The organism is Microlunatus sp. GCM10028923 (assembly GCF_042666975.1).
GTDB lineage: Bacteria > Actinomycetota > Actinomycetes > Propionibacteriales > Propionibacteriaceae > Microlunatus.
The window spans coordinates 105,394-130,769 of the sequence record NZ_JBHTFF010000001.1; the positions used below are offsets into that span (position 1 = coordinate 105,394).

General features: G+C 70.6%; 20 protein-coding genes and 1 other RNA gene. 12 read left to right on the forward strand and 9 right to left on the reverse strand.

All coding sequences use genetic code 11. The features are described from left to right. Nucleotides 1-48: 48 nt before the first annotated feature. The gene (locus ACFQU4_RS00535; RefSeq protein ID WP_377485588.1) at nt 49-348 is read left to right on the forward strand and encodes a hypothetical protein; all 300 of its coding nucleotides are present in this window, start codon (nt 49-51) and stop codon (nt 346-348) included. Here ACFQU4_RS00535 and ACFQU4_RS00540 read toward each other — a convergent pair. The 3 genes from ACFQU4_RS00540 to ACFQU4_RS00550 are packed head-to-tail and all read right to left on the reverse strand — an operon-like array spanning nt 317 to nt 2,347. Next, nucleotides 317-1,069, reverse strand: a complete 753-nt coding sequence (locus ACFQU4_RS00540; protein ID WP_377485590.1) for an ABC transporter permease — start codon at nt 1,067-1,069, stop codon at nt 317-319. The genes ACFQU4_RS00535 and ACFQU4_RS00540 overlap by 32 nt on opposite strands. Next, nucleotides 1,066-1,782: an ABC transporter ATP-binding protein gene (locus ACFQU4_RS00545; protein ID WP_377485592.1), complete on the reverse strand. Its 717-nt coding sequence runs from the start codon at nt 1,780-1,782 to the stop codon at nt 1,066-1,068. Before ACFQU4_RS00545 ends, ACFQU4_RS00540 begins: the two co-directional genes overlap by 4 nt. Beyond that, entirely contained in the window at nt 1,775-2,347 is a 573-nt protein-coding gene (locus ACFQU4_RS00550; protein WP_377485594.1) for a helix-turn-helix domain-containing protein, read from the reverse strand. The genes ACFQU4_RS00545 and ACFQU4_RS00550 overlap by 8 nt, the downstream gene beginning before the upstream one ends. A 146-nt stretch (nt 2,348-2,493) precedes the next feature. Here ACFQU4_RS00550 and ACFQU4_RS00555 point away from each other — a divergent pair, with 146 nt between their 5' ends. From ACFQU4_RS00555 to ACFQU4_RS00590, 8 genes are all read left to right on the forward strand, one after another. After that, a complete protein-coding gene (locus ACFQU4_RS00555; protein ID WP_377485595.1) occupies nt 2,494-4,911 on the forward strand; it encodes a PEP/pyruvate-binding domain-containing protein in 2,418 nt (805 codons plus the stop codon). Between the two features lie 66 nt (nt 4,912-4,977). After that, complete coding sequence (locus ACFQU4_RS00560; protein WP_377485596.1) at nt 4,978-6,807, forward strand: ABC transporter ATP-binding protein; 1,830 nt, start codon at nt 4,978-4,980, stop codon at nt 6,805-6,807. Further along, on the forward strand, nt 6,794-8,602 hold the full coding sequence (locus tag ACFQU4_RS00565; protein WP_377485598.1) for an ABC transporter ATP-binding protein: 1,809 nt from the start codon (nt 6,794-6,796) through the stop codon (nt 8,600-8,602). The genes ACFQU4_RS00560 and ACFQU4_RS00565 overlap by 14 nt, the downstream gene beginning before the upstream one ends. 165 nt (nt 8,603-8,767) lie before the next feature. Beyond that, nucleotides 8,768-9,778, forward strand: coding sequence for a tryptophan--tRNA ligase (trpS, locus tag ACFQU4_RS00570; RefSeq protein WP_377485600.1), 1,011 nt, complete (start codon nt 8,768-8,770; stop codon nt 9,776-9,778). Nucleotides 9,779-9,883: 105 nt separating this feature from the next. Further along, on the forward strand, nt 9,884-10,987 hold the full coding sequence (locus ACFQU4_RS00575; protein WP_377485602.1) for a Gfo/Idh/MocA family protein: 1,104 nt from the start codon (nt 9,884-9,886) through the stop codon (nt 10,985-10,987). Continuing rightward, nucleotides 10,984-12,054 (forward strand): Gfo/Idh/MocA family protein, encoded by a 1,071-nt coding sequence (locus ACFQU4_RS00580; RefSeq protein WP_377485604.1) that lies wholly within the window; start codon nt 10,984-10,986, stop codon nt 12,052-12,054. Before ACFQU4_RS00575 ends, ACFQU4_RS00580 begins: the two co-directional genes overlap by 4 nt. A gap of 76 nt (nt 12,055-12,130) precedes the next feature. Next, nucleotides 12,131-12,637 carry an SsrA-binding protein SmpB gene (gene smpB / locus ACFQU4_RS00585; RefSeq protein WP_377485606.1) on the forward strand — a complete coding sequence of 169 codons (507 nt, stop codon included), beginning with the start codon at nt 12,131-12,133 and terminating at the stop codon, nt 12,635-12,637. After that, nucleotides 12,630-14,534, forward strand: coding sequence for a DUF2207 domain-containing protein (locus ACFQU4_RS00590; RefSeq protein WP_377485608.1), 1,905 nt, complete (start codon nt 12,630-12,632; stop codon nt 14,532-14,534). The genes smpB and ACFQU4_RS00590 overlap by 8 nt, the downstream gene beginning before the upstream one ends. Before the next feature lie 27 nt (nt 14,535-14,561). Here ACFQU4_RS00590 and ACFQU4_RS00595 read toward each other — a convergent pair whose 3' ends face one another. Then, entirely contained in the window at nt 14,562-14,933 is a 372-nt protein-coding gene (locus tag ACFQU4_RS00595) for an FKBP-type peptidyl-prolyl cis-trans isomerase (protein ID WP_377487318.1), read from the reverse strand. A gap of 105 nt (nt 14,934-15,038) precedes the next feature. On the opposite strand from ACFQU4_RS00595, the gene ACFQU4_RS00600 reads away from it, so the two are divergent. The 3 genes from ACFQU4_RS00600 (at nt 15,039) to ACFQU4_RS00610 (ending at nt 16,708) form a co-directional block, all read left to right on the forward strand. Continuing rightward, nucleotides 15,039-15,644, forward strand: coding sequence for a DUF1707 and DUF4870 domain-containing protein (locus ACFQU4_RS00600; RefSeq protein ID WP_377485610.1), 606 nt, complete (start codon nt 15,039-15,041; stop codon nt 15,642-15,644). Between the two features lie 121 nt (nt 15,645-15,765). Continuing rightward, nucleotides 15,766-16,136, forward strand: a transfer-messenger RNA (tmRNA) gene (gene ssrA / locus ACFQU4_RS00605). Between the two features lie 182 nt (nt 16,137-16,318). After that, on the forward strand, nt 16,319-16,708 hold the full coding sequence (locus ACFQU4_RS00610; protein WP_377485612.1) for a VOC family protein: 390 nt from the start codon (nt 16,319-16,321) through the stop codon (nt 16,706-16,708). Between the two features lie 8 nt (nt 16,709-16,716). Here ACFQU4_RS00610 and ACFQU4_RS00615 read toward each other — a convergent pair whose 3' ends face one another. The 5 genes from ACFQU4_RS00615 to ACFQU4_RS00635 form a co-directional block, all read right to left on the reverse strand. Then, nucleotides 16,717-18,309, reverse strand: a complete 1,593-nt coding sequence (locus ACFQU4_RS00615; protein WP_377485614.1) for an exo-alpha-sialidase — start codon at nt 18,307-18,309, stop codon at nt 16,717-16,719. Nucleotides 18,310-18,448: 139 nt separating this feature from the next. Next, entirely contained in the window at nt 18,449-20,038 is a 1,590-nt protein-coding gene (locus tag ACFQU4_RS00620; RefSeq protein ID WP_377485616.1) for an alkaline phosphatase D family protein, read from the reverse strand. 184 nt (nt 20,039-20,222) lie between these two features. Next, nucleotides 20,223-21,026, reverse strand: a complete 804-nt coding sequence (locus ACFQU4_RS00625; RefSeq protein WP_377485618.1) for a hypothetical protein — start codon at nt 21,024-21,026, stop codon at nt 20,223-20,225. 84 nt (nt 21,027-21,110) lie between these two features. Next, nucleotides 21,111-22,757 carry a hypothetical protein gene (locus ACFQU4_RS00630; RefSeq protein ID WP_377485620.1) on the reverse strand — a complete coding sequence of 549 codons (1,647 nt, stop codon included), beginning with the start codon at nt 22,755-22,757 and terminating at the stop codon, nt 21,111-21,113. Next, nucleotides 22,757-25,249, reverse strand: coding sequence for a polysaccharide lyase 8 family protein (locus tag ACFQU4_RS00635; protein WP_377485622.1), 2,493 nt, complete (start codon nt 25,247-25,249; stop codon nt 22,757-22,759). The genes ACFQU4_RS00630 and ACFQU4_RS00635 overlap by 1 nt, the downstream gene beginning before the upstream one ends. Nucleotides 25,250-25,376: the final 127 nt, after the last annotated feature.

The window sequence follows — 25,376 nt, forward strand, 5'->3', positions numbered from 1 at the left end:
CGAAGGCGGGTGCCTCGGGGGTCCGGGTGATCTAGAGTTCGAGGCGGCGTGCCGGGAAGTCTGGTCGGCGCCGGGATCGCGGCCGGCCGCTGGTTCGGCCGGACCAGGAACCGAGGGTGGGCGAGGGTTTCGGTGGCATCGGCGATCATCGTCGCCGGCGCGGCGGTGGCCGCGGGGATCGCGTACCGGCTGATTCAGCGCGGCATCGTCGCGACCGGCCCGGCGGGACTGCTGGAGCTGGTGTCGTTCCTCGTCGGCTTCGCCTGGACGACCGCCTTCGCGGTCCGGCTGATCCGGCGGCCCGGGCCCGCCGCGGTCAGCGGTCGAGCTGCAGCCGAACCCAGCTGAGCACGGTGAGCGCGGCGGACAAGATCACGAACAGCCCGAGGACGCAGAACTGGCCGGGCGAGACCCCGGGGCCCTGACCGAGCGCCCAGAGGGCGGGTGCCGCGATCGGCAGCCAGCCGCCCGCGCCCGCGAGCACCCCGACCTGGCCGACGACGACCAGCCCGACGGTGACCGCCACCCCGGCCAGCAGGGAGCGGGTGAGGGTGGCGATCCAGGCCACCGGGAGCGTGATCGCGGCGGTCAGGATCCCGAGGACGAACTGCCGGCCCAGGCCGGACAGGTCCGGTCCGGCCGGCAGCCCGTACCCGAGCAGCAGGCCGACGCCGGTCAGACCGGCGATGATCATGACGTTCACCGCGAGCGCCCAGCCGGCGAAGACGATGATCTTGGCGGACGCGATGCTGCCGCGGCCGACGGGCAGGGCGAACAGGCCGGTGATCGTTCCCTCGGTGAACTCGCGGGCGAACATCCAGGCCAGCACGATGCCGAACCCGCCGAAGGCTCCGGCCGCGGTGATCTGCGCGGACGCGGCGAGCAGACCCGGCCAGTCCGCGGTCGCCGAGGCGCCGAGCTTGGCCGTCAGGTCCGGCCGGCCGGACCGGATCGCCGCTGTGATCCCGCCGACCAGCACCAGCACGCCGCCGATGATCGCGGCACTGCCGATCACCCCGACCAGGGACCGGGTGAGCTTGATCGCCTCGACCCGGATGGCCGCCCTCATGCCTGATCACCGTCCGTCCGGTGTTGATCATCTGCGTGGATGCGGTCGAAGAAGGCGCGTTCCAGTTCGCTCCCACTGGGATCCAGCTCGCCGATCAGCCGGCCGCCGTTGATCAGCAGGATGCGGTCCGCGATCCGGGCCACCTCGTCGAGATGGTGGCTGCTGACCAGGACCGCGGTGCCGGCGGCGGCGCGGCGCCTAAGCACGTCGCGCAAGATCAACACCGCGGCCGGGTCCAGCGAGTTGCTCGGCTCGTCCAAGATCACCAGCGTCGGATCGTGCTGCAGGGCGGCGGCGAGCCCGACCCGCTGCCGGTTGCCCAGTGACAGCCTGCCGGTGCGACGTCCGGCCAGGGTGTCCAGCCGCCAGGTGGCCAGCGCCTCGGCGACGCAGCCCGGGTCGGCGGCGTGCAGGTCGGCGGCCAGCCGGAGGTTCTGCCGCACCGTCAACTCCCGGTACGCGAGCGGCACCTCGACCAGTTGCCCGACCCGCCGCCAGGCCGTACGCGGCACCCGTGGAAGGGGAGCGCCGGCGATCCGTACCACGCCCCGGTCGGGCCGCAGCATGCCCAGGGCCAGCCGCATCAGGGTGGTCTTGCCGGCCCCGTTCAAGCCGACCAGCGCGACGATCTCGCCCGGCTCGACCCGCAGGGCCAGCCCGGTCACGCCCGCACCGCCGCGGAACGTCCGGCTCACGTCGTCCAGTTCAAGCATCGCGGCCACCTCCCAGCACCCGCAGGGCGCCGACGACCGTGTCGATGAGATCGGCATCGGCGGACTTGGCGGGATCCGGCTCGGTCCCGGCCCAGTCGACCAACGCCGCGGTCAGGCCGGCGATCACCGCCGCGGCGACGATCCCCGCCTCGGCCTCCGTGGTGCCGCGGTCGACGAGGGCGGCGGCGACGGCGGCCCGGGTCTGGTCGGTGCCGTGCCGGAGGCTGCGGACCGTGGTCGCTTCGGCCAGGATCCGCAGCCGGTCCCGCAACGCGGTGATCTCCGCGGCCGGGATCCGCCGCCAGTTCTCCTCGAGCCCGGCCAGCGCGGCCCGCATCGGCGCCTCCGACCGGGGCCGGGCCCGGATCGCCTCCGCGATCATCGGATCGTAGGAATCCTCGAGCAGCAAGGCTTCCTTGGTCGGGAAGTGCCGGAACAGGGTCATCTCGCTGACCCCGGCCCGGTCCGCGATCTGCCGGGTCGTCGTCGCGTCGAAGCCGCGTTCGAGGAACAGCTCCGCCGCCGCTTCCAGCAGCGCGCTGCGCGTCCGCTCCCGTCGTCCCATGCCGGAAATGTTAGTCACTAACAGTACGAATTCGCAAGCGCGGTCGACCATCGACGGTTCCTTGATCACGGTGTAGCTTGGTGATCAAGGAGAGCCGGGAAGCCTGGTCGGCGCATGCAGATTCGTGCGTCTTGAGGAGGCTTCCGATGGAGATCGTCACGCTGTCCGCGATCGGCGAAGACCAGGTCGACCTGGTCGGCGGCAAGGCCGCCGGGCTGGCCAAGTTGATCAAGTCCGAGGAGCGGGTCCCGGCCGGTTTCTGTGTCACCACCGAGGCCTACCGGCACGGCCGGATCCCTGCCGACGCGGTGCTCTCGGCCTATCGAGAGCTGGGCGGCGGCCGGGTCGCGGTCCGGTCCAGTGCGACGGCCGAGGACCTGCCCGATGCCAGCTTCGCCGGCGTCCAGGAGACGGTGCTGGGGGTGGCCGACGGCGAGGCGGTGCTCGCCGCGATCCGTACCTGCTGGGAATCACTGGAGACGCCGCGGGCGATCGCCTACCGCGAGGCGCGCGGTCACGCGGACGGGCCGGCTGCGATGGCCGTCGTCGTCCAGCGCATGATCGATCCGGCGGCGGCGGGCGTGACGTTCACCGCGAACCCGATCACCGGCACCAGGTCCGAACTGGTGATCGACGCGGTGCCCGGGCTCGGCACCGGCGTGGTCGACGGCACCGGCGCAGCTGATCATTTCGAGCTGCGCGACGGTGACCGGCCGGTCCCGCACGGCTGCCTTTCCTTGCCCCAGTTGGAGGAACTGCGCAGCGCCGGCCGGCGGATCGAACATGATCTTGGTGGCCCGCAGGACCTGGAATGGGCCTTCGATCACGACGGCGTCCTGTGGCAGTTGCAGGCCCGGCCGGTCACGACGCTGTTCCCGGTGCCCGACCAGGACGGCCGCGGCCTCCGGGTGTTCCTCGAGGTCGGCCACATGCAGGGCCTGCGGGCCCCGGTGACGCCGATGGGCATGTCGGTGCTGACCCGGGCCGCCGACCACTGGTTCGAGGCGTACGGACTGACGGGCACCCAGGACGCGATGGTGCCGATCGCCGGCCGGATGTTCCTCGATCTCACCTTCATGTTCCGCGACCGGCGGCTCCGGCCCCGGATCCCGGCCATGTTCGAGATCTACGGCCCCGGAGTCGCCGGCGCCGCGACCCGCCTGCTGGACGACCCGAGGCTGTCTCCCGAACCGGGCCGGACGCTGCCGCTGAAGTCGATCATGAACGTGGCGGCGAAGGTGGTACCCAGCCTGCTCACCGGCTCGGTGGCCGCCCTGGCGCTGCCCGGCCGGACCCGGCGGCGCGCGTTCCGGCTGGCTGACCAGGCACGTGCCGCGGACGCGGCGGCCGGGTACCCGAGCGATGCGGCCGGCCTGATCACGGCGGCGGCCAACGCCCAGGACCGGGTGCTCACCGGGCCGATGATGGAGCTGCTGCCGCCCCTCTACGCCGGCCTGTCGTCGAGCCGCTTCGCCGCCGCCCTGCTCGGGCGGGTGGCCGAACCGGGCGAGATCGACGCCACCCAGCGCGGCATGCCGTACAACGTGACCACCGAGATGGACCTGCGCCTGTGGCAACTGGCGCAGGCTGCCCGGGCGCACCGCGAACTGCTGCTCGACACGGCCCCCGGCGAACTGTCCCGACGGTACCGGGCCGGCGAGCTGCCGGACCTCGGCCTGGACGGCTTTCTGGCGGACTACGGGCATCGCGGCGCGGCCGAGATCGATGTGGGCGTGGCCCGCTGGGCGGAGGACCCGGCGCCGTTGTTCGCCGCGATCGCCGGCTACCTGCGGGTGGACGACTCCGATCAGGGACCGGACCGCAGGTTCGCCCGGGCCGCCGTCGAGGCCGAACAGACACTCGACCTGCTGGTCGGCCGGGCGATGCGGACCCGGCCCCTGCGCGGCGCGGTCGCCGGCTGGCTGCTGCGGCGGTCCCGGGCCCTGGCCGGGCTCCGGGAGCTGCCCAAGTACGTCTGGCTCTTCCCGCTGCAGACCGCCCGGAAGCAGCTGCGGGAGGCCGGGACCGAGCTCACCCGGCTCGGCCGCCTCACCGAACCCGGCGACATCTGGTTCCTGACCCTCGAGGAGGCCGCGGCGGCCGCGGCCGGGGCTGATCAGCGGGGCCTGGCCGCCGCCCGCCGGGCCGATCATCTGCGGGAGACCCGTCGTCCTCGCGTGCCCGGCGTCCTGCTCTCCGACGGGACGATGCCGGAGAATCTCCCGTCCGCCGAACCGGCCGCCGAGGAAGGCCTCCTGGTCGGCATGCCCGCGGCGGCCGGCACCGTGACCGGAACCGCCAGGGTCGTCCACGATCCCGCCACCGCGCGGCTCTCGCCCGGGGACATCCTGGTCGCGGTCACCACCGACCCGGGCTGGACGCCGCTGTTCCTGACGGCCGGCGGCCTCGTCACCGAGACCGGATCGCCGATGGCGCACGGCCCGACCGTCGCCCGCGAGTACGGCATCCCGGCCGTCATCTGCGTGCCCAGGGCGACCACGCTGCTGGACGGCCGGACTGTGACCGTCGACGGCAGTTCCGGGACGGTCCGCGTCGTCGACTGAGCCCCCGCCCGGAGGTCTGCGGATTTTTCCAATCCACTGTCGGCGGGCGGTGACAGGGTGAGTTCCGTGACCGAATCACCGCTGGCGCGGCTCCGGGAGCGGCAGGAGTGGAAGTTCTTCGGGGTGCTGCCGAAGGCCGACCTGCCGCTCACCGTGCTGTGGTGGACGCTGCTGCTGCTCAGCGGGATCGTGCCGGCCGTGTTCGCGATCGCCACCGGCGCCGTCGTCGGCGCGGTCGCGACCGGCTCCTCGCTGGCCGGGCCGCTGGTGTTCGCGGGCGGGTTGTTCCTGGTGATGCAGCTGCTGCCGCCGGTGCTGCAGGCGGTCAGCATGAACCTCGGCAGCCGGGTCTCGGCCTGGCTCAATGACACCCTGACCAGGACCTGCGTGGAGCCGCCCGGCATCGCCCACCTGGAGGATCCGGAACTGGCCGAGGACCTGACCGTGGCCCGCGAGTTCGACCGCGGGATGACCGGGCCGCCGATGTTCCTCAACGTGGACTTCATCGCCGCCGGACTGCTCGGCACGATCGGCGGCGCGGCGTCGGCGATCGTGCTGTTCGGGTTCGCCTGGTGGGCGCCGCCGGTGCTCGTCGGCTGCTGGCTCGCCACCCACTGGCTGCTCCGGGAGAGCGGCGTCTGGGCCGACCGGAACACGCCGGAGGTCCGGGCGGCGCAACGGCACGCCGAGTATGCGTACCGGCTGGCGACCGATCCGGCCCCGGCCAAGGAGTTGCGCCTGTTCGGGCTGGCCGGCTGGGTGGTCGAGCGGTTCGTCGCGCGGCGGCAGCAGTTGTTCGACCTGCAGTACCGGGCCACCCGGCTGCGGGAGAAGTCGGTGCTGCTGTGCCTGCTGATCGTGCTGGCCGGCAACGCCGCCGTGTTCGGGGCGCTCGGCTTCGCCGGGGTCACCGGCGGGCTCACGATCGACCGGATCGTCGTCTTCGCCCAGAGCGCGGTCGGCGTCAGCCTGATCGCGTTCGGCGGCCTGAACTGGGCCCTCGACGGTGCCGCCGCCCCGGTCGCCGCCGTGCTCCGGCTGCGGGGGGCGATGCGGGACCGCGGCGCGCTGGCGGAGCCGGCCACCACGGCGCACCGGCCGGCCGACGACGCCCCGGTGCGGGAGATCCGGTTCCGCGGTGTGACCTTTCGCTATCCCGGCACCGACCGGCTGATCTTCGACCGCCTGGACCTCACCATCCCGGCCGGCGGCTCGCTCGCCATCGTCGGCCAGAACGGCGCCGGCAAGACCACCCTGGCCAAGCTGCTCTGCCGGTTGTACGACCCGGACGAGGGCTCGATCGAGGTGGACGGCGTCGACCTCCGTGACCTCGACCTGGCCGCCTGGCGGGAACGGATCACCGCGGTGTTCCAGGACTTCGTCCGGTTCGAGCTGCCGCTGCGGGAGAACGTAGCGCCGGCGGGTCCGGCGTCCGACGACGAGTTGCGGGCCGCGCTCGCGGCGGCCGGCGCCGACGGGCTGGCCGGGCTGGACACCGTGCTGGCCAAGGGCTATCCGGGCGGCACCGACCTGTCCGGCGGCCAGTGGCAGCGGGTCGCGCTGGCCCGCGCGCTGCATGCGGTGCGGACCGGAGCCGGGCTGGTGCTGCTGGACGAGCCGACCGCCCAGCTGGACGTCCGGGGCGAGCTGGCGATCTTCGAACGGGTGCTCGCGGCGACCCGCTCGGCGACCACGATCCTGATCTCGCACCGGTTCTCGACGGTACGGCTCGCGGACCGCATCTGCGTGCTGGAGCACGGCCGGGTGATCGAGCAGGGCAGCCACGACGAACTGATCGACCGCGGCGGCCGGTACCGGACGATGTATCAGCTGCAGGCTCGACGGTTCGACGCCGGCTTCGACGAGGAGGGGGTGGCGTTCGATGTCCTCGGCTGACCGCGGCGACGGCCCGGACCCGGACGACCTGCCGCCGGCGCTGGCGTCGATGTGGCGGCTGTTCCGGCTCGGTTACTCGCACGAGCCCGTTCTGCTGCTGGTCTCGCTCGGGATCACCCTGCTGGCGGCCCTGCCGGACGCGCTGCTGGCCCTCTGGCTGCAGTGGCTCGGCAACGCGATCGTCGCCCGGGACGGCACGATGATCATGGTCTCGGTGTCGCTGATGGCGGTCTCGGTCGCGGCGAGCTGGCTGCTCCGGGTGCTCAGCACCCGGCTGACCCGGCGGTTCCGGGACAAGGTGACGGTCGGCCTCGAGTCACACATCGCGACCCTGCAGGCCTCGATCGGCGGGATCGAACTGCACGAGCGACAGGAATATCTGGACCGCCTCTCCGTGCTGCGCAACCAGGTCTTCGTGCTCGACCACATGTACATGTCGGTGCTCGGGACACTGGGCTGGATCCTCCGGCTGGCGGTCACCCTCGGCCTGCTCGCCTCGGTTCACCCGCTGCTGCTCCTGTTGCTGGTGTTCGGCCTGCCGCCCGTGTTCAGTTCGTCGATCCGGCCGGCCGTCGAGCGCAGGGTGGAGGAGCGGGTGGCCCGGCACACCCGGCTGGCCGAGCACCTGTTCAGCACGGCGACCACGGCCGCGGCCCGCAAGGAGGTCCGGGTGACCGGGATCGGGCCCGGCCTGGTCGCCCGCCGGCGCAGCGAGTGGGAGCGCTGGTTCCGGCCGGTCGCCGCGGCCCGCTGGGGTACGGCAGCGGCGCACGCCGTCGCCTGGGTCGTGTTCGGCCTCGGCTACGTCGGCGCCATCGTGTTCGTCGTGCTGCGCGGTTCGCCGGTCGGCGACGTCTTGTTGATCATGGCCGCCGGCGCCCGGCTGTCCAGCTACATCGGCGCGACCGTCGGCGAGATCGGCTTCCTCCGCGGCACCTGGCTGGACGGCTCCCGGCGGCTGGTCTGGCTGGAGCGCTACGCGGCGAGCCAGGTGCCCGGCGCCGACCGGCCGGCGCCGGAACGGCTGGGCTCCGGGATCGACCTGGCCGACGTCTCGTTCCGCTATCCCGGCGCCGACCGGCTGGCGCTGGAGGACGTCACCGTGCACCTGCCGGCGGGTGCGGTGATCGCGATCGTGGGGGAGAACGGCGCCGGCAAGTCCACCCTGGTCAAGCTCCTCTGCGGTCTCTACCGCCCGTCCGTGGGCCGCGTCCTGGTCGACGGCGCCGACCTGGCCCGGATCGACCCGGCCCGCTGGCGGGAGCGGCTGGCCGGCAGCTTCCAGGACTTCTACCGGTTCGAGTTCCTGGCCCGGACCAGCGTCGGGCTCGGCGACCTGCCCGAAGTCGATCATGAACCGGCCGTCGTCCGGGCGGTCGGCCGGGCCGGCGCCGGTGACGTGCTGGAACGGCTGCCGTACGGGCTGGACACGCAGCTCGGGCCGACCTGGCCGGACGGTGCCGAGGTGAGCTTCGGGCAGTGGCAGAAGCTCGCGCTGGCCCGCGGCTTCATGCGGACCGGCCCACTGCTGACCGTCCTCGACGAACCGACCGCCGCACTGGACGCGGAGACCGAACACGAACTGTTCGAACGCTACGCCGAGTCGGCCGCCGACCGGCACGATGGCGGCATCACCGTCCTGGTCTCGCACCGCTTCAGCACGGTCCGGATGGCCGACCTGATCTTGGTCCTGGACGGCTCCCGGCTGGCCGAGTACGGCAGCCACGCCGACCTGCTGGCCCTGGGCGGGCCGTACGCCGAGCTCTACCGGATCCAGGCCAGCGGCTACCGCTGATCCTTGCTATCCTGCGGTTATGCGTATGACAGGGCAGTGGTGGCCCGCCTGAGCGGCGGCCACTGAATCCTGCGTACGAAATCCCATCAGCCGCCCGCATCCCGGGCGGCTGTTCTCATGATCACGCTCCGGCGCGCGGGCCCCACCGGAAACGAGAAGACGATCATGACCGAGACCACTGCCACCGAGCCCGGGATCCCTGTCACGGCGCCGGATCCGGCGCGCCGGCTCAGTCTGCTGACCCCGAGCGGCAGCCTCACCCTGGGCAACTATCTGGGGGCGCTGCGGCCGATCCGTGACTCCGCCGGCGAGGGCTTCTACGGCATCTGCAACCTGCAGGCGATGACGACCGAACACGACCCGGCCACCCTGCGGGCCCGGACCGATGAACTGGCGATGATCATGGTCGCCGCCGGTGTCGACCCGGACCGGAACAGCCTGTTCCGGCAGAGCGAGGTGCCGGCCCACCTGGGCCTGCAATACCTGCTCGAATGCACGGCCACGATGGGCGAGTTCGGCCGGATGATCCAGTACAAGGACAAGGGCCGCGGCCGGCCGGAGACCCGGGTCTCGCTGTTCACGTACCCGGCGCTGATGGCGGCCGACATCCTGCTCTACCGGGCCGCCGAGGTGCCGGTCGGCGAAGATCAACGGCAGCACGTGGAGATCACCCGTGATCTGGCGATCCGGTTCAACCGCCGCTACGGCGAGGTGTTCGTGGTGCCGAAGGTGATCAATCCGCCGGTCGCCGCCCGGGTGATGAACCTGCAGCATCCGGCCGAGAAGATGGGCAAGTCCAACGACGCGGTCAGCGGCGTGCTGTTCCTGCTCGACCCGCCCGACGTGATCACCCGCAAGATCAAGAGGGCGGTCACCGACTCCGAGCGCGAGGTCGGCCACGACCCGGTCCGGCGGCCGGGCGTGTCCAACCTGATCGAGATCGCCGCCGGCTGCCGAGGCTGCTCGATCGAGACCGTGGTCGCCGATCACCCGGACCTGGGTTCGCTCAAGCAGGGCGTGATCGACGCGGTGCTCGCGGAGCTCGAACCGCTGCAGCGCGCGTACCGGAGCCTCGACAAGGCCGACGTGGACGCGTACTTCGCCGCCGGCGCCGAGCGGGCCCGCGCCGTCACCGAGCCGGTGCTGGCCGCGGCCCGGCAGGCGATCGGCCTCTAGGCGGCAGCGGTGCCGAGGGGCACGTGACGTGGCTTGGTCCCGCGACAGACTCGGGCCGCGTCAGACGCCACTAGGCTGGTGCGACCCGAGCGAAGGAGCCCTCACATGCCGTCGCCCTCCTGGCGCATCGCCGTCGCCGGATTCGATCACATGCACGCCGGCGACCAGATCTCTCTCGCGTTGGCCCATCCCGATGCGGAACTGGTCGGGGTCTGGGACCCGGAGCCGGCCAAGGTCGCGCCGGTCGCGGACGATCTCGGCGTCGATCAGGCCCTGCGCTACACCGACCTGGACACGTTGCTGGCCGAGGCCCGGCCGGACATCGTGATCGTCTGCTCCACCACCCGGGACCATCTCGCGCTGGTCCGGCGGCTGGCCCGCGACGACGTCCACATCGTGCTGGAGAAGCCGTTCGCGGTGTCGATCGAGGCCGCCGACGCGATGATCACGGCCGTGGCCGAGGCGCCGAGGGCGCGTCGGGTGCCGACCCTGTCGGTGAACTGGCCGCTGGCCTGGTATCCGCCGCACCGCACCACCAAGCGGCTGATCGCCGAGGGGCTGATCGGCGACGTCCTCGAGGTGCACTACTACAACGGCAACCGTGGCCCGTTGCACCATGTCCACGGCAAGGCCGAAGCTGATCAACTCGCGGCCAAGAACGACAGTTGGTGGTACTCGGCCGAGGCCGGCGGCGGTGCGCTACTCGACTATCTCGGGTACGGAACCACGCTGGCCACCTGGTACCGCGACGGCACGCTGCCGACCGCGGTCACCGCGCAGACCTGGGGTCCGCCCGGGCTCGAGGTTGACGAGCAGTCCGTCGTGATCGCCCGCTACCCGACCGGACTGTCGGTGTTCCAGACCAAGTGGGGCTCCTTCACCGACCCGTGGGCGATCCAGGGCCAGCCCAAGCACGGCTTCGTGGTCGTCGGCAGCCGGGGAACGATCATGAGCCTCGACTACGCCGCCGAGATCCACGTGCAGACCGTCGACGAGCCCGCTCCGACCGCGATCCCGGTGGACGTGCTGGAGCCCGCCGAGCAGTCCGCGCTCGCGTACCTGATCAGCAGGCTGGAGCAGGAGCTGCCCATCGAGGGCCCCACGTCCTGGCAGATCTCCCGCGGCGGCCAGCTGATCGTCGACGCGGCCCGGGAGAGCGTACGGACCGGAGCCGAGGTCGCCCTGCGGGACCAGGGAACCCCGGCATGAGCGGCCCGGACCTGTCCGTCCTGGACTTCGCACCCAAGCCGGAACGCGGCCCGCAGCTCGGCATCGCCGTCGTCGGCACCGGCGGGATCAGCGGCATGCACCTGACCGCCTATCGTGCCGCCGGCTACCGTGTGCTCGCGCTCTGTGATCATGCCGAGCCGAAGGCGATCGCCCGGCGGGACGAGTTCTTCCCCGAGGCCGACGTCTACACCGACCTGGACGACCTGCTCGCCCGGGACGACATCGCGGTGATCGACATCGCCACCCACGTCGACGTCCGGCCCGGCCTGGTCCGGCGCGCCCTCGCGGCCGGCAAGCACGTGCTCAGCCAGAAGCCGTTCGTCCGCGACCTGGCCGAGGGCGAGGAGTTGATCACGACCGCGGAACGTGCCGGCCGGCTGCTCGCGGTGAACCAGAACGGCCGCTGGGCGCCGCACTTCGCGTTCCTGCTCGCCGCCGTCCGGGCCGGCACGATCGGTCGGGTCAGCTCCGCCGACTTCGCCGTCCACTGGCCGCACGACCAGGTGGTCGAGCACGATCCGGTGTTCTCCACGATGGCGGATCTGATCTTGTACGACTTCGGCATCCACTGGTTCGACATCGCGGCCCAGGTGTTCGCCGGCGCCGAGCCGCGGTCCGTGTTCGCCGCCACCGGCTCGGTCGGCGGTCAGTCGATCGACGTACCGACCGTGGCCTCCGTGGTGATCGAATTCGATCAAGGTCAGGCGACGCTGCTGTTCCGCGGAGCGAGCCACTTCGCCGAGTCCGGCCGGTACCGGATCGAGGGCGAGTCCGGCGTGATCACCCACCAGGGAGAATCGCTCGGCGGGCCCTCCGCCACGGTGACGACCGCGGACGGTTCGACGACTCTTGATCTCGACGGCACCTGGTGGAGCCACGGGATGCACGGCACCATGGCCGAGCTGCTGGCCGCGATCCACGACGGCCGGGCCCCGGCGAACGCCGCCGGGACGTCGCTGCCCGGGCTGCGGCTCTGCTTCGCCGCGATCGAGTCGAGCCACACCGGCCGGCCGGTCGACCCGCGCACGGTCGGCGCGCTGCGCTGACCCGGAAACGCTTCGACAGCCACCTACCGCGGCCGGATACTCTTGCAGACTGACGTACCACGGCAAGGAACGGACGATGGCGAAGAAGACGACGAAGAACGGCAAGGCGGGCAAGGACCCGTCCGGCCGGACCATGGTGGCGCAGAACCGCAAGGCGCGCCACGACTACGCCATCGGCGACACCTACGAGGCGGGCCTGGTGCTGACCGGGACCGAGGTCAAGGCCCTCCGCGAGGGGCGGGCCTCGCTGGCCGACGCGTTCGCGACGGTCGACGACGGCGAGGTGTGGCTGCGCGCCGCGCACATCCCGGAGTACAGCCACGGCACCTGGACCAACCACGCCGCCCGCCGGACCCGGAAACTGCTGCTGAACCGGCGTGAGATCAGCCGGATCGAGCGGGACCTGACCTCCACCGGGTCAACACTGGTCCCGTTGTCCATCTACTTCCTCTCCGGATATGCCAAGGTGGAAATCGCGGTAGCGACCGGTAAGCGCGAGTACGACAAACGTCACTCGATCGCCGAACGGGAGTCGCGCCGGGAAGCCGAGCGGGCCCTCGCGGCCCGGAACAGGGGTGAATGAGTCGATGCGGCGGGTCGCGAGCAGGATCAGGGTCCGGGCCGAGGTCGTCAAACCCGTTCCAAGATCATTGATCTTGATCCTCGCGGCCATGATCTTGGTCGCCGGGCTTGCGCTGGCCACCGCCGGGCGGGCCTGGGGCGCGAGCGACGAGATCAGCTCGTACAAGATCGACTACAAGGTCGACGAGGCCGGCGTGCTGCACGTCACCGAGACCATCGACTACGAGTTCGGCAGCTCGGGGCGGCACGGCATCGACCGTACCTTCGTCACCCGGGAGAAGTACGACGACGAGAACGACGCCGTCTACGACCTCAAGATCGTCTCGGTGGAGAGCCCGACCGGCGCCGCGGACGGCTACAAGGAGTCGACCAGCGAGGACGACAGCGGCCGCACGGTCGAGACCCGGGTCCGGATCGGCGATCCCGACGAGACGGTGTCCCGCTCCGAGACGTACGTGATCAAGTACGAGGTACGCGGAGCGATGCGGACCAGCGGTGACTACGACGAGCTGTACTGGGACGCCATCGGCACCGGCTGGTCGGCCACCCTCAACGACATCTTGATCACCGCGACCGTTCCCGGCGGCGCCCAGGACACCAACTGCTACGTCGGGCCGCCGACCAGCAAGGACGAGTGCGAGGAGCAGTCGAAGAAGACCGCCTCGACCGCGACCTTCAGCCAGTCCCAGCTCACCTCCGGTGACGGCCTGACCATCGCCGTCATGATCAAGCCCGGGCTGATCAGTGACAACCAGCCGCATCTCGAGCCGGACGGGTCGAAGCTGACGCCGGGCGAGATGATCATGTTCGGGGTGCTCGGCCTGCTCGGCGCGGTGGTGATGATCGCCCCGCCGATCATCGGCTACCTGTGGTGGCGCAAGAACGGCCAGGACCAGCGCTACGCCGGGCTGGCGCCGGGCACCGTTCCGTTGGCCGGCCAGACCGCGCCGGTGGTCCAGCACGACCCGAAGATGCAGATCCCGGTCGCGTTCTCGCCGCCGAAGATCCCGGTCGCCGAGGCCGGCCTGTTGATCGACGGTCAGGTCGACACCCGGGAGACCGCGGCGACGATCATCGACCTCGCGGTCCGCGGCGCGCTGACCGTGCAGAGCGAGGGCCCGGACGACTTCCGGGTCACCCTGGTCGACCCGAACCGGGCGGCCGCGCCGCACGAGATGACCCTGCTCAGCAAGCTGTTCGACGGCCAGCCGCCGGGCACCGTGAAGGACCTGTCCAAGCAGGGCGCGATGGTCACCGCGCACACCTCGATGCAGACCGCGGTCCGCAACCAGGTCACCCAACGCGGCTGGTTCCTCAAGGTGCCGTCAGCGAGCACGTCCGGGGGAGCGGGCTTCGGTGTCGCGGTCATCGGTGCGTTCGGGGCGTTCGCGGTCGGCATCCCGTTGTTCTGGATCGCCATCCCGCTGGCCCCGCTGGTGATCACGCTGATCGTGCTGCGCAGCAAGCTGCGGCGCGGTCGCCGTACCCCCGACGGGCGGGCCGTCTGCGACCAGGTCGAGGGCTTCAAGACCTACCTGGAGACGGCCGAGGCCGAGCAGTTGCGGTTCGAGGAGGGCGAGGACATCTTCTCCCGCTACCTGCCCTGGGCGATCACGTTCAACCTGGCCGACCGGTGGGCCGAGGTGTGCGCCCGGATGGTCCAGCTCGGCCGGATCCCCGACGCGATGCCGTACTGGTACTCGGGCAACTATCACAGCCTGACCAGCTTCAACACCGGCTTCATCACCGGCACCCTGATCAGCGCCTCGACCCCGGTCCCGTCCAGCAGCGGCGGCAGCGGGTTCAGCGGCACCGGCTTCGGTGGCGGGAGCTCGTTCTCCGGTGGCGGTGGGTTCTCCGGTGGCGGTGGCGGCGGTGGAGGCGGCGGCAGCTGGTAGCGGGCCGCCGCCTCGCGGCGGAGTGGGTCAGCGAACGTCGATCAGGTCGACCACGAAGATCAACGTCTCGCCCGGGGCGATGGCGGAACCTGCGCCGCGATCGCCGTACGCGAGATGCGGCGGGATGACCAGCTTGCGGCGGCCACCCACCTTCATCCCGGCGACGCCCTTATCCCAGCCCTGGATGACGCGGCCGGCGCCGAGCGGGAAGTCCAGCGGCGCACCGCGGTTGTAGCTGGCGTCGAACTCCTCACCGGAGGAGTGGGCGACGCCGACGTAATGCACGCTCACCTGGGTGCCGGGCGCGGCCTCCGCACCTTCACCGACGGTGATGTCGATGATCTCCAGGTCCGCCGGCGGCGGCCCGTCGGGAAAATCGATCTCGGGTTTCTCGGTCATGGGCAAACCCTATGGGTACGTCCTCGCACCCGCGCGGAGGACCACGGGACCAGTCAGGGGAGTGCCCGATGGTCCCGCGGGCCCGAGTCGACCAGGCTTATCCCCATGACTTCCGCATTCGAACACCCCAGCCTCAAGATGCCGGTCACCGACGAGCAACGGGACCGCGCCGAACAGTGGCTGCAGGAGGCGTACGCCGACGGACGGATCAGCGAGCAGGAGTTCGACCGTCGCATCGGCCAGGTGATCTCGGCGGGCAATCGCCGGGAACTCAATGAGGCGTTCTTCGGCCTGGTCCACGTGCCGAACACCTCCAAGGCGCTCGGTGTGCATCCCGCCTACCAGCCGATGATCCGGCCGGAGACCAAGCAGCAGGCGGGGCGCGGCATGGCCGGGCTGGCGCACTTCTCGGTGTTCTTCCTGTGGATCTTCGGACCGCTGCTGTTCTTCGCGGTCTCCCGGGAAGGCAGCTACCCGCGGAAGGAGGCCGCCAAGGCCTTCAACTTCCAGCTCATCTCGATGGTCTCCTTCATCGTGGCCGCGATCGTGAGCACCTTCGTACCGTTCGACATCTTCGACTGGATCTTCCCGCTGATGTTCGTCGGCTGGCTGGTGCTGACCATCGTCGGTGGCGCCAAGGCCCTGCAGGGCGAGGACTGGCGGAACCCGGTCAAGTCGGTGATCAAGCTCGAGGCGCTCAAGGAACGGTGAGCCTCGGGGCACTCCCCGAAGAAAGGTCGGCATGCGCGGAACATGCCGGCCTTTCGCCTTGTTGAAATAGGTGCTGCAGGCTGTTGGCCGCTGAGCTACAGTAGGCAGGCACAACTCAACAGGGGGTGATCGGTTTCGACTTGGGACGATAGTTCCAGGGGAAGCGGGCCGAGGATCCAAGGTCATCTCGTAAACGACTCCTTGGAAACCAATAAGTGCCGATTCTAAGCGCACTGACTTCGCTCTCGCTGCCTGAGCAGTGATCGAAGGGTCAGACCGGGCGTGCCTCCGTCCCGGACCCTGGCCTCATTCAGGAGGCTCACCTGTACTGGCTGTGTCTTAGGGCCGTACGGGGACATTCACTGAGACTGGGCTTGTCTGCAACGTGCTGGTGCGAGTGCAGGAGCCGAGTAGAACGCTGAGCCAGCTGCGCCCGGAGAAGACCTGGTTCGTCGCTCGAGGACGCGGGTTCGATTCCCGCCACCTCCACCCGATCGAGGGGGCGAGGTCTGCCAGCAGAAAGCGCTGGCGGGCCTCGCTCTTTTGTTTCTGGGGGTGCAACCCCCAGGCCCCGCCCGGGGAGGTCCCCGGACCCCCATCGGTAGTGGTTGAGTTGTGTGCTGGTTCCCCCATCGATGGGTCGAGCCATGTCCAGGTCGCCCTAGGGTTGCTGCGTGACCCTTGAATTGTTCTCGCTCATCGTCGACGACTATGACGTCGCCATTGCGTTCTTCACCGGGACTCTGGGGTTCGAACTGGTCGAAGATGTGCCGGCCAGGACTACCGATGGGCGGGACAAGCGGTGGGTTGTTGTGCGGCCGGCGGATGGGGGAGCCGGGTTGGTGCTGGCCCGGGCGGACGGTGCGGAGCAGGCCGCGGCCGTGGGGCGGCAGTTCGCGGGGCGGGTCGGCTTGTTTCTCCGGGTCCAGGATTTCGATGGCGCCCTGCGGCGGGTTGGTCAGGCCGGTTGTGAGGTGGTCCGGCCGGCTCGGGTTGAGCCTTACGGGCGGGTCGCGGTCTTTCGTGATCCTTGGGGCAACCTCTGGGATCTACTTGGTGACTGATCGCGGCTTTACGCCTCGGTGAGTCGGATCGCGTCGAGGAGCAGGAGCGAGGCCGCGGGGGCGGCTTCGGTGTGGAAGCGGAGCCGGTGGCGGCCGCGGCTCAGGCGGGCCTCGCCGCAGGCGAACTCGGCGAAGCCTTCGCCCTCGGCCAGTCTCGTGTCGAAGGGGGCGCCCTGGGCGACGTCGTCGAGCAGGAGCCGGGTCGTGCTGCCGGTCTTGTGCTGCTTGACCCGCACCCAGATCCGGTACGTGCCCGAGCGCGGGACGTCCAGGCCGAGGTCCAGTGAGCCGCCGGCCTGGCCGACCGGGTGGGACAGCAGGGCGTAGCCGGCGGCGTTCTGGTCGGGGACCGGCTCCGGGCGGTCGCCGGTCGGCAGCACCGGCAGCTGCTCGGCCTGGCGGCGGAACGCGTAGCGGTGCGGACCGATGGCCAGTGAGTCCTGACCGTCGGTCAGCCAGGCCAGGTCGAAGCGGGCCAGGACGACGTGGTCGACCGCGTTGAACTCGTTCACGTCCCGGCCGTAGAGGACCAGGATCGTGCCGTCGTCGAGATGGCCGAGATCGGAGTAGCTGGACCGGCCGGCGTTGACCACTCGCTCGACGGGATAGCTGTCGCCGTTGTCGTAGCTGAGGCTGACGGTGAGGTTCTCCCGTGCGGTGGTGCTGTCCGGGCGGCTGAACAGGGTGCGGGACACGTCCCCGGTGCCGAGGTACCCGGCGAAGCCCGAGTCGACCGCGGTGTAGTGCCGGATCGCGGAGTCGAAGACCGGCGCCGACCAGGTGTCGCCGCCGTCCCGGCTGACCGAGCGGATCCGCGGGTGGACGCCCGAGCTGGCGTACCGGCCGTTCAAGATCAACGAGCCGTCGGTGCGCTCGACGATCCGGGACTCGTTGATCGGATAGGTCACGTCGAGCGGCAGGGTGCCGCCGGCCCGCCAGGTCTTTCCATGATCATCACTGATCACCACGCCGACCCCGTAGCGGCGCTCGGGCACCGGCAGGCTCACCTCGCGCCGGTGCCAGACCTGGACCACCAGTCGGCCGTCCCGGAGCTGGATGCCGTGTCCGGGGCCGGACAGGTGCACCGTCCACTCGGTCGGGTTGCCGTCGAACAGTCCGGTCAGTTCGATCCGGTCGCCCCAGGTCCGGCCGTCGTCGGAACTCCGGCGCAGGAACAGCCGGGTCGCGGCGTTGTGCTCGTTGAGCGCGTAGCAGAGGAAGACGTCACCGGTGTGACGGTCGACCACCGGGGTCGGGTTGGTCCAGCTCTGCGCACCGTCGGTCGGCTCGATCATGATCGTGTCCGACCAGGTCCGGCCGCCGTCGGTGCTCCGCTTGCCGACGATGTCGTGCGGCGCGTCGTCGCCCCGGGTCACCCGGGCCTCGCTGAAGGCGAGCACGGTGTCGCGGCGGGTCACCGCCAGCCCGTACACGAAATGGGTCTGGCGGCCGTTCTCCCCGCCGGCCCAGACGATCGACTCGGCGAACCGGCCCGGTCGTCCGGTGGCGCCGGCGGTGGCGGTACCGGTCAGCGCGGCGGCCCCGGTGATCATGCCCCCGGCGAGCAGCAGTCCGCGTCGTGAGAAACCCCGATGTCCCATGATCAACTCTCTCTTGATACGTATCAACCTCACGGTCTGGCTCAACCATCGCCGTCGCCGGGAGGCGGTGTCAAGGGCAGGCCGGGCTCGGCCCGGTGAGCGAGATGATCACCGAGCCGGCCCGCGGATGATCTTGAGCTCAGTCCGGCAGGCCGCGGTCGTAGGTCTGGTGCAGGCCGGGGGAGCGGTCCTCGATCGCGAACGACGCCCGGGTGTCGATCGGCTCGTCGGGCCGGGAAACCGTCGGGAGGACGCGGAAGTCGGCGTCCAGCCGGTCCGGCGTGATCGTCGTCATCACGTAGCCGCGGAGGTTGTTGTAGAAGCGGAGATGCGGGTTGTTGTGCAGGATCGACTGATCGGCGGGGTCGGTGTCCCGGCCGTCGCCGGTCGCCGTGATCGACGTGCAGACCAGCTCCGAGCCCACCGACGGGGTGGTCGGGTCGTCGTAGTCCAGCTTCAGATCGCACGCCCAGGCGCGGTGCACGTCGCCGGTCAGGACGACCGGATTCCGTACCCCGGCGTCGATCCAGCCCTGGGTGATCCGCCGGCGGGACGCGACGTAGCCGTCCCAGGCGTCCTGCGCGGTGATCTTGCCCGGCCCGTCGTCCCGGTCCTGCTGGGCGAAGAACACCTGCTGGCCGAGGAGATCCCAGCGCGCCTCCGAGGTGCGGAAGCCGTCGATCAGCCAGTCCTCCTGCGGCCGGCCCAGAATCGACCGGTCCGGCTGCTCGGCCGCCGGGCAGCTCCGCCAGCCGTCGCCGCAGGCCTGGTCGTCGCGGTACTGGCGGGTGTCGAGCATGTGGAAGTTCGCCAGCCGGCCCCAGCGGAGCCGGCGGTAGAGCCGCATTCCGAGACCCTGCGGGACCGAGGTGCTGCGCAGCGGCATGTTCTCGTAGTACGCCCGGAACGCCGCGGTCCGGCGGTCGAGGAACGTGGGCTGAGCGTTCTCCGGGACGTCACCGGCCCAGTTGTTGTCGACCTCGTGATCATCCCAGACCACCAGCCACGGCGCCGCCGCGTGCGCGGCCTGAAGATCAGGATCGGTCCGGTACTGGGCGTAGCGCTGCCGGTAGTTGGCCAGGGTTACCGTCTCCGGGCCGTCATGATCACGGATGTTGCCGCCCGGGATGGTGTAGTCGCCCTTGCGGTGCTCGTACTGGTAGTCGCCCAGGTGCAAGATCAGATCCGGATGATCTTCGGCGAGCCGCCGGTAGGCGGTGAACCAGCCGTGCTCGTACTGCGCGCAGGAGACGAACCCCATCCGAAGTTCGGTGCCCAGCGTCTGCGGGTCCGGCGCGGTCCGGGTCCGGCCGGTCGGGGAGAGGTAGCGCTCGGCGCGGAACCGGTAGAACAGCTCGCGGTCCGGTCGCAGGTCGCTCAGTTCGACGTGTACGGAGTGGGCGGTCTCGGGCCGGGCGAGCGCCGTGCCGCGCCGCACCACGCGGCCGAACCGGGGGTCGTCGGCGAGTTCCCACTGCACCCGTACGGTGCGGTTCGGCATCCCGCCGAGGCCGTCCTCGGCCAGCGGTTCCGGGGCCAGCCTGGTCCACAGGACGACCCCGTCGTGGGTGGGGTCGCCGGAGGCCACGCCGAGCGTGAAGGGGTCCTGCCGGAGTGCTGTCGCCGGGGTGGCGCCGGCGATGCCGGGCAGGGTCGAGGCCGAGGCGGTCGCCAGGCCCCCGAGTACGAAGATCCTCCGGCGGATGCCGGAGCGAGCTGGTTGAACCACGTCGTGTCCTCCAGATGAGAAGAGTGCGAACGTGGTCAGCGTGCGGTCCGGACGTGCCTCGAAGTTGATCTTCAGATGAGCGGCCGATGGCTGCTCGGTGGCGGGTCGTGATCAGTCGGATCTCTTGTGGGCAAGCGAAATCGGGCCCGGTGAGCGATGGCTCACCGGGCCCGTCCGATCATGATCAGTAGTCCTCGGTCTTCATGGCCTTCCGGAAGGTGGCGGCGCAGAAGGCGGTCCAGTTGGCCCCGCTGCTGGCGACGGTGCCGGAGCTCTGACCGATCCGGCGCAGCACCGAGGTCGAGTCGCCGCTGGTCTCCGGACCCCAGCTGCCGTCGACGCCCGTACCCAGACCCCAGACGAAGTTGCAGGCCGCCTGCACGATGTAGGTCTGGCTGGTCGAGCTCGTCTTGTAGGTGGCGTTCGTCGGTGAGCCGTAGATCGCGTTGTCGGCGTGGATGTGGTTGTGGTGGTCGGAGTTGTCGTAGTACGTCAGTACGTGCTGGAAGTAGCGGGCCAGGCTGCAGGCCAGACCCCAGTAGCGCGGCCGGAGGTACGCCTCGTTTGCCGTACCCCGCCATTGGTCGTAGCGGCAGGACAGGTGGTTGACCCCGCCCGAGGAGTTCCGGAAGTTGTAGCGGGCCAGGTCGAAGGCCCGGCCCTCGCCGTGCATGCCGGGCTTGTTGACGTAGGCGCCGTAGGAGTACGCCTCGACCGGCGATCCCCAGGTGGTCGGCACGTTGTAGGAGGTCCAGCGCTTCCAGGTGCAGAGCTGGTTGTAGAAGGTGTCATTGAACTGGAGCGTGACCGGGTTGCCGGTCGGCTCGTAGTAGAACTTGCAGTCCGCGCTGTCCAGCACGCTGTGCCCGGTCAGGGCGTGCGCGGTTCCGGCCAGCGCGGACCAGCCGACCGTTCCGGCGGCCAGCACACCACCGGCCCGGAGCAGGTCGCGTCTGGTCCGTCGAGGGCCTGGCATCGTCTCCGACATCGTTCGTCCTGTCGCAGTAGGGCAGGGCTCACGGGCCCGGATCGGGCCCGAGTCATCGGGAGGGCGCTCAGCCGGGCGTGATGATCAGGAGCCGCCGGTCTGTTGCAGGGACTCCGCGTACTCCGCGGCGATCTGGTCGCCGCCGTCGCGCTTCCAGGCCGCGACCGCCTCGTCCCAGTCCTGCAGGGTGCGTTGGCCGCGGATCACCTCGTCCTGCAGGCTCGACATCGTCTTGCCGAGGGTGACGCCCTTGGTCTCGTCGGTCTGCGAATAGAGGCCGGCGGTGGGCCAGGGGATGCCGTCGGCGACGGCCGACTCCTCGGCCCGGTACTCCTGCTCGGCGACATCGGGGAAGCCCGCCACGTAGTGCACCCGCGGCGGCGACATCAGGTAGCCGACGTTGAAGATCTCGCCGCCGGCGTCCTCGACCGGGACCGGGTTGCCGTCCTTGAGCGTGTGGTGGACGCCCTCGATCCCGCTGGAGAGGAACAGTTCCTCGGCGGTGCCGAACGGCGCGGCCAGGTAGTTCAGCATCCGGAGCAGCTCGGTGATCCGCTCCGGGGCGGCCTGCTTCAGTGCGGTGATGCAGAGGATCGCCGGGCCCAGATACTGCGGAGCCCAGCCGCCGCCCTCCCACTTCGGAGGGCGCACCACGGCCACCGTGTGCGCCGGGTCCTCGTCCTTGACCGCCTTGGCGCTCGGGAAGAACGCGCCGGGACCGCTGACCATCCGGACCGTGCCGGCGGCGATCCAGGCCGTCACCTGGGCGCTGACCGCGTTGAACGAGTCCGGGTGGAAGACGCCCTCCTTCCACAGCTGGCCGACGATGTCGAGCGTCTGCCGGTACTCCTCGGTGGCGTAGTCCCGGGTGAAGACGCCGCCCTCGACCCGCCAGGTGTTGGGCGCGCCGACCATCTGGCCGACGTACTGCATCATGTTGCGCGGCGACCGTTCGGCCCAGCGGTTGTGCTTCGGGTCGGACAGCTGCCGGAACAGCTCGCGCAGCTCCTCGCCGCTGGACGGTTCGATCCCGACGCCCAGTTCGGCGGCGATGTCGTCGCGCACGATCAGCGAGATCACCTGCGGCGTGCGGTGCTGCGGGATGCCGTAGATCCCGTTGTTGTAGACGCCGGCCGGCCAGCTCAGGGTGGGGATGTTCGCCAGCGCCGGATAGTCCTTGATCGCCGCGCCGCCGAGCTGCTCGGTGAGGTCGGCGAACTTGGCCTTGAGCAGGCCGGGCAGCTGCGTGGTCTGGTACAGCTGGACGATGTCGGGGATGTCGCCGCTGGCCAGGATCGTGGCCAGCTTGGCCGGGAAGTTCGCGGTCGGCGCGCCGAGCACGGTCAGTTCGGCACCGAGCCGACGTTCCAGCTCCTGCCAGTAGCGGTTGGCCGACCGCTCCTTGACCACGTTGTTGATGATCGCCGCGGAGGCGACCGCCTGACCGCTGGTGATCGGGGTGGTCGCCGGGTCCGTGAACGGTTCCGGGGTGCCCGGGTAGCGGTAGAAGGCCGGCTGGACGCCGGCGGCGGTCGCGGGCAGGTCGGCGGTGACCCCGGTGAAGGGGACATAGTCCGGCAACGTGATCTTGGTCCGGGACTGCTGGTTGCCGGTGGTCCCGCCGCTGTCGGTGCAGGCGCCGAGCAGGCCGGTCCCGCCGAGGGCCACGGCTCCCGCGGCGGCTCCGCGCAGCAGTTGCCGGCGGTGCAGTCTCCGGTCGGTCATGATCATCAGCCTTCCTTGATCAACTTGGCATGGTGGGTACGGCCGTCGCGGTCGCTGGCGTCGATCTCCAGCGTGATCGTGCTGCCGTCCCGGGTGACCTGGACGGTCGGGTCGGCCGTGTCCGGTCGCAGGTCGAGGCCGGTCAGCCGGACGGTCCAGCTGTCGACGTTGTTGGCCGGGTTGGCCAGGCCGATCCGCAGGCTGCTGCCGCGGGCGGTCAGGGCGACCGAGCAGAGCTTGGACGCGGTCAGCACGCCGCCGTCGAGCTCGCCGACCAGCCGGACCTCCTCGGCGGGGTCGGGGACGCCGAAGAAGTTGACGCCGGTGAAGCCGAAGCGATGGGCGTACACGGCGTGCGTGTACGTGCTCTGGGCCAGCAGCCGGACCCCGGGATCGCGGTGCCGCCGCTCGGTGGTCCCGGCCGAGGCGCCGGGCAGCACCAGATAGGCGTAGCTGCCGTCGGCCGGCTCCTTGCCGTGATCGAAGCGCAGCGACAGGTAGCGCCGGGTGTACGGGGTGTCGTCGTGACCGGTCCAGTAGTGGTTGATGTCGAGCCAGGTGCCGGTCCGCGCCTCCCGCAGCGCGACCAGGTCCGGCGCGCTGCCGGCCACCGGGTCCAAGATCACGTAGCCGGCGACCCCGTCGAGGTGCGCCCAGCCGGGCCGGCCGAGATTGGCGGTCCAGCCGAGGTCGGCCGGCTGCCGTACCCCGTCGACGGTGAGGGCGTTGGTCCCGTCCTCGAACAGGTTCCGGTTCTCCATGATCGTCTCGATCGGGTACGAGCCGTCGCCGACGATCGCCGAGCCGACCGCGACGATCGCGTCGTCGAGACAGAACCAGGACTTGTTGCCGCGGAGGGCGGAGCCTTCGCCCGGGCCGACGATCTTCTGGCCGATCACCGCCCGCACTCCGTCGGCGCTGGCGCCGCCGGCGAAGGCGGCACTGGTATTGCGTTCGCCCATCTCCGGCAGCGGCCGGCGCTCGACCGTGATCCCGGGCAGCCGCATCGGGTCAACCGTCACCCAGAAGGCGTCCGAGAACTGCGCGTTGTCGTCGGTGAGGTAGAGGTAGTTCATCCCGCGGCCCTGGTTCCAGCCGCGCTTGTTCTCGCCGGTGGACATCGCCTCGTAGGCCGAGATGCCGGTCCGGCACATGGCGATCGTGAAGGCCCAGCCGGGTTGCCGGTGGATCGCCCGGGCCATGCTCGGGATGATCTTGTGCTCGATCGGTTCCGGCGCCGCGGTCAGCTCCGGATCGTCGAGGATCCCCTTGAACAAGGCGATCCGGCGCAGGTTCGTGGTGTCCAGCGGATCGGCGAAGGAAGAGCGCTCGAACCAGCCCAGGCAGCGTTCCCGCCACTCCTTCGCCCGCTCGGCCGGGACCGCCGCGGCCAGCGTGAGGATGCCCTCGGCGATGTCCAGGGCCGGCCCGTGCTCGACCCGGTCCTGCCGCGAGGTGGCCCGGCCGCAGACGTGCGAGAAGGTCTGGTTGTCGTAGACCACGGGGGCGAAGCAGTCGTCGACCGCGGTGAAGATCAACTCCACCTGCGGGCCGGTGATCTCCCAGGTCGAGCCCGCCAGCAGGGCCAGCAGCACGCCGAGATCGCGGAGCAGCCCGGATCCGTAGGTGCCGGTGTAGGGCTGGCTGTTGTGCTGGATGAAGCCGCCGTCGCGGTGGAACCCGTCGCCCTTGGTGGTGTAGGCGAAGACGTCGAGCAACGCGTCCCGGGCGGTCTCGACCCGCTCCACGGACCGGCCGTTGATGCCGCGGACGAGTACGCCCTCGCAGAGGTCGACCCGGTTCGCTCCGGTGGACAGCTTGTGCCGCGGATCGCCCGGCGGATACACGTACCGCGGATCCGACACGTACCAGTCGATCGCCGCGCCGTAGGCCTCAAGATCATCGGGATCGGCCGCGTCGCCGAGGATCGCGAAGACCCCGCCCAGATACTGCGGCAGGGCGATCTCGGAGTTGTACCAGTTCCCGGTCTCCGGCACGCCGGCCGTGTAGTTGTGCTGCAGCAGGGTGTGCGCGCCGGCGGCGATCGTGGTCAGCAGCGCCGCGTCGGCGTGATGCCGGGAGCCCTCGGTGGCGTACCCGATCGCCATGGCGCGGAGCCGGCTGCCGCTGGTCGCGGCGGGACGGGACCGCTCCGGGTCGTCGAGATCGTACGGGAGGTCGGTGAAGACGGCCGTCCGGTTCGGATCCGGGTCGACCAGCGCGAGGTAGCCGTCGATGGCGTCGTCCTGGCCGGCGATCGCCCCGATCACGGTCGGGTCGGTGAGGTCCTGCGTGCCGCCGGTGAGGAAGTCGACCCACCACTGGCGGAGCCGGGCGAACTCGGCGTCGTCGGCCCGGGCGACGGCCGGCACGCCGAGCACGGTCGCCGCGGTGACGCCGGCGGCGGCCCCGGTGGCGCCGTGCAGGAAGCGCCGGCGGGTCAGGCTCGGAAGATCGACGGCGGACGCGCGGTGCGCCGGTCCCGGGTCGATGATCATGAAGGCTCCTCGGGATCGAGATCGGCGACGGATCTGCGATGACCTGCTCCGCCGATGCGAATCAGATTACGACGGGTTCCGTCATAAGGTCAATGGTGATCGAGATGACGATCTCTAGAACCATTGT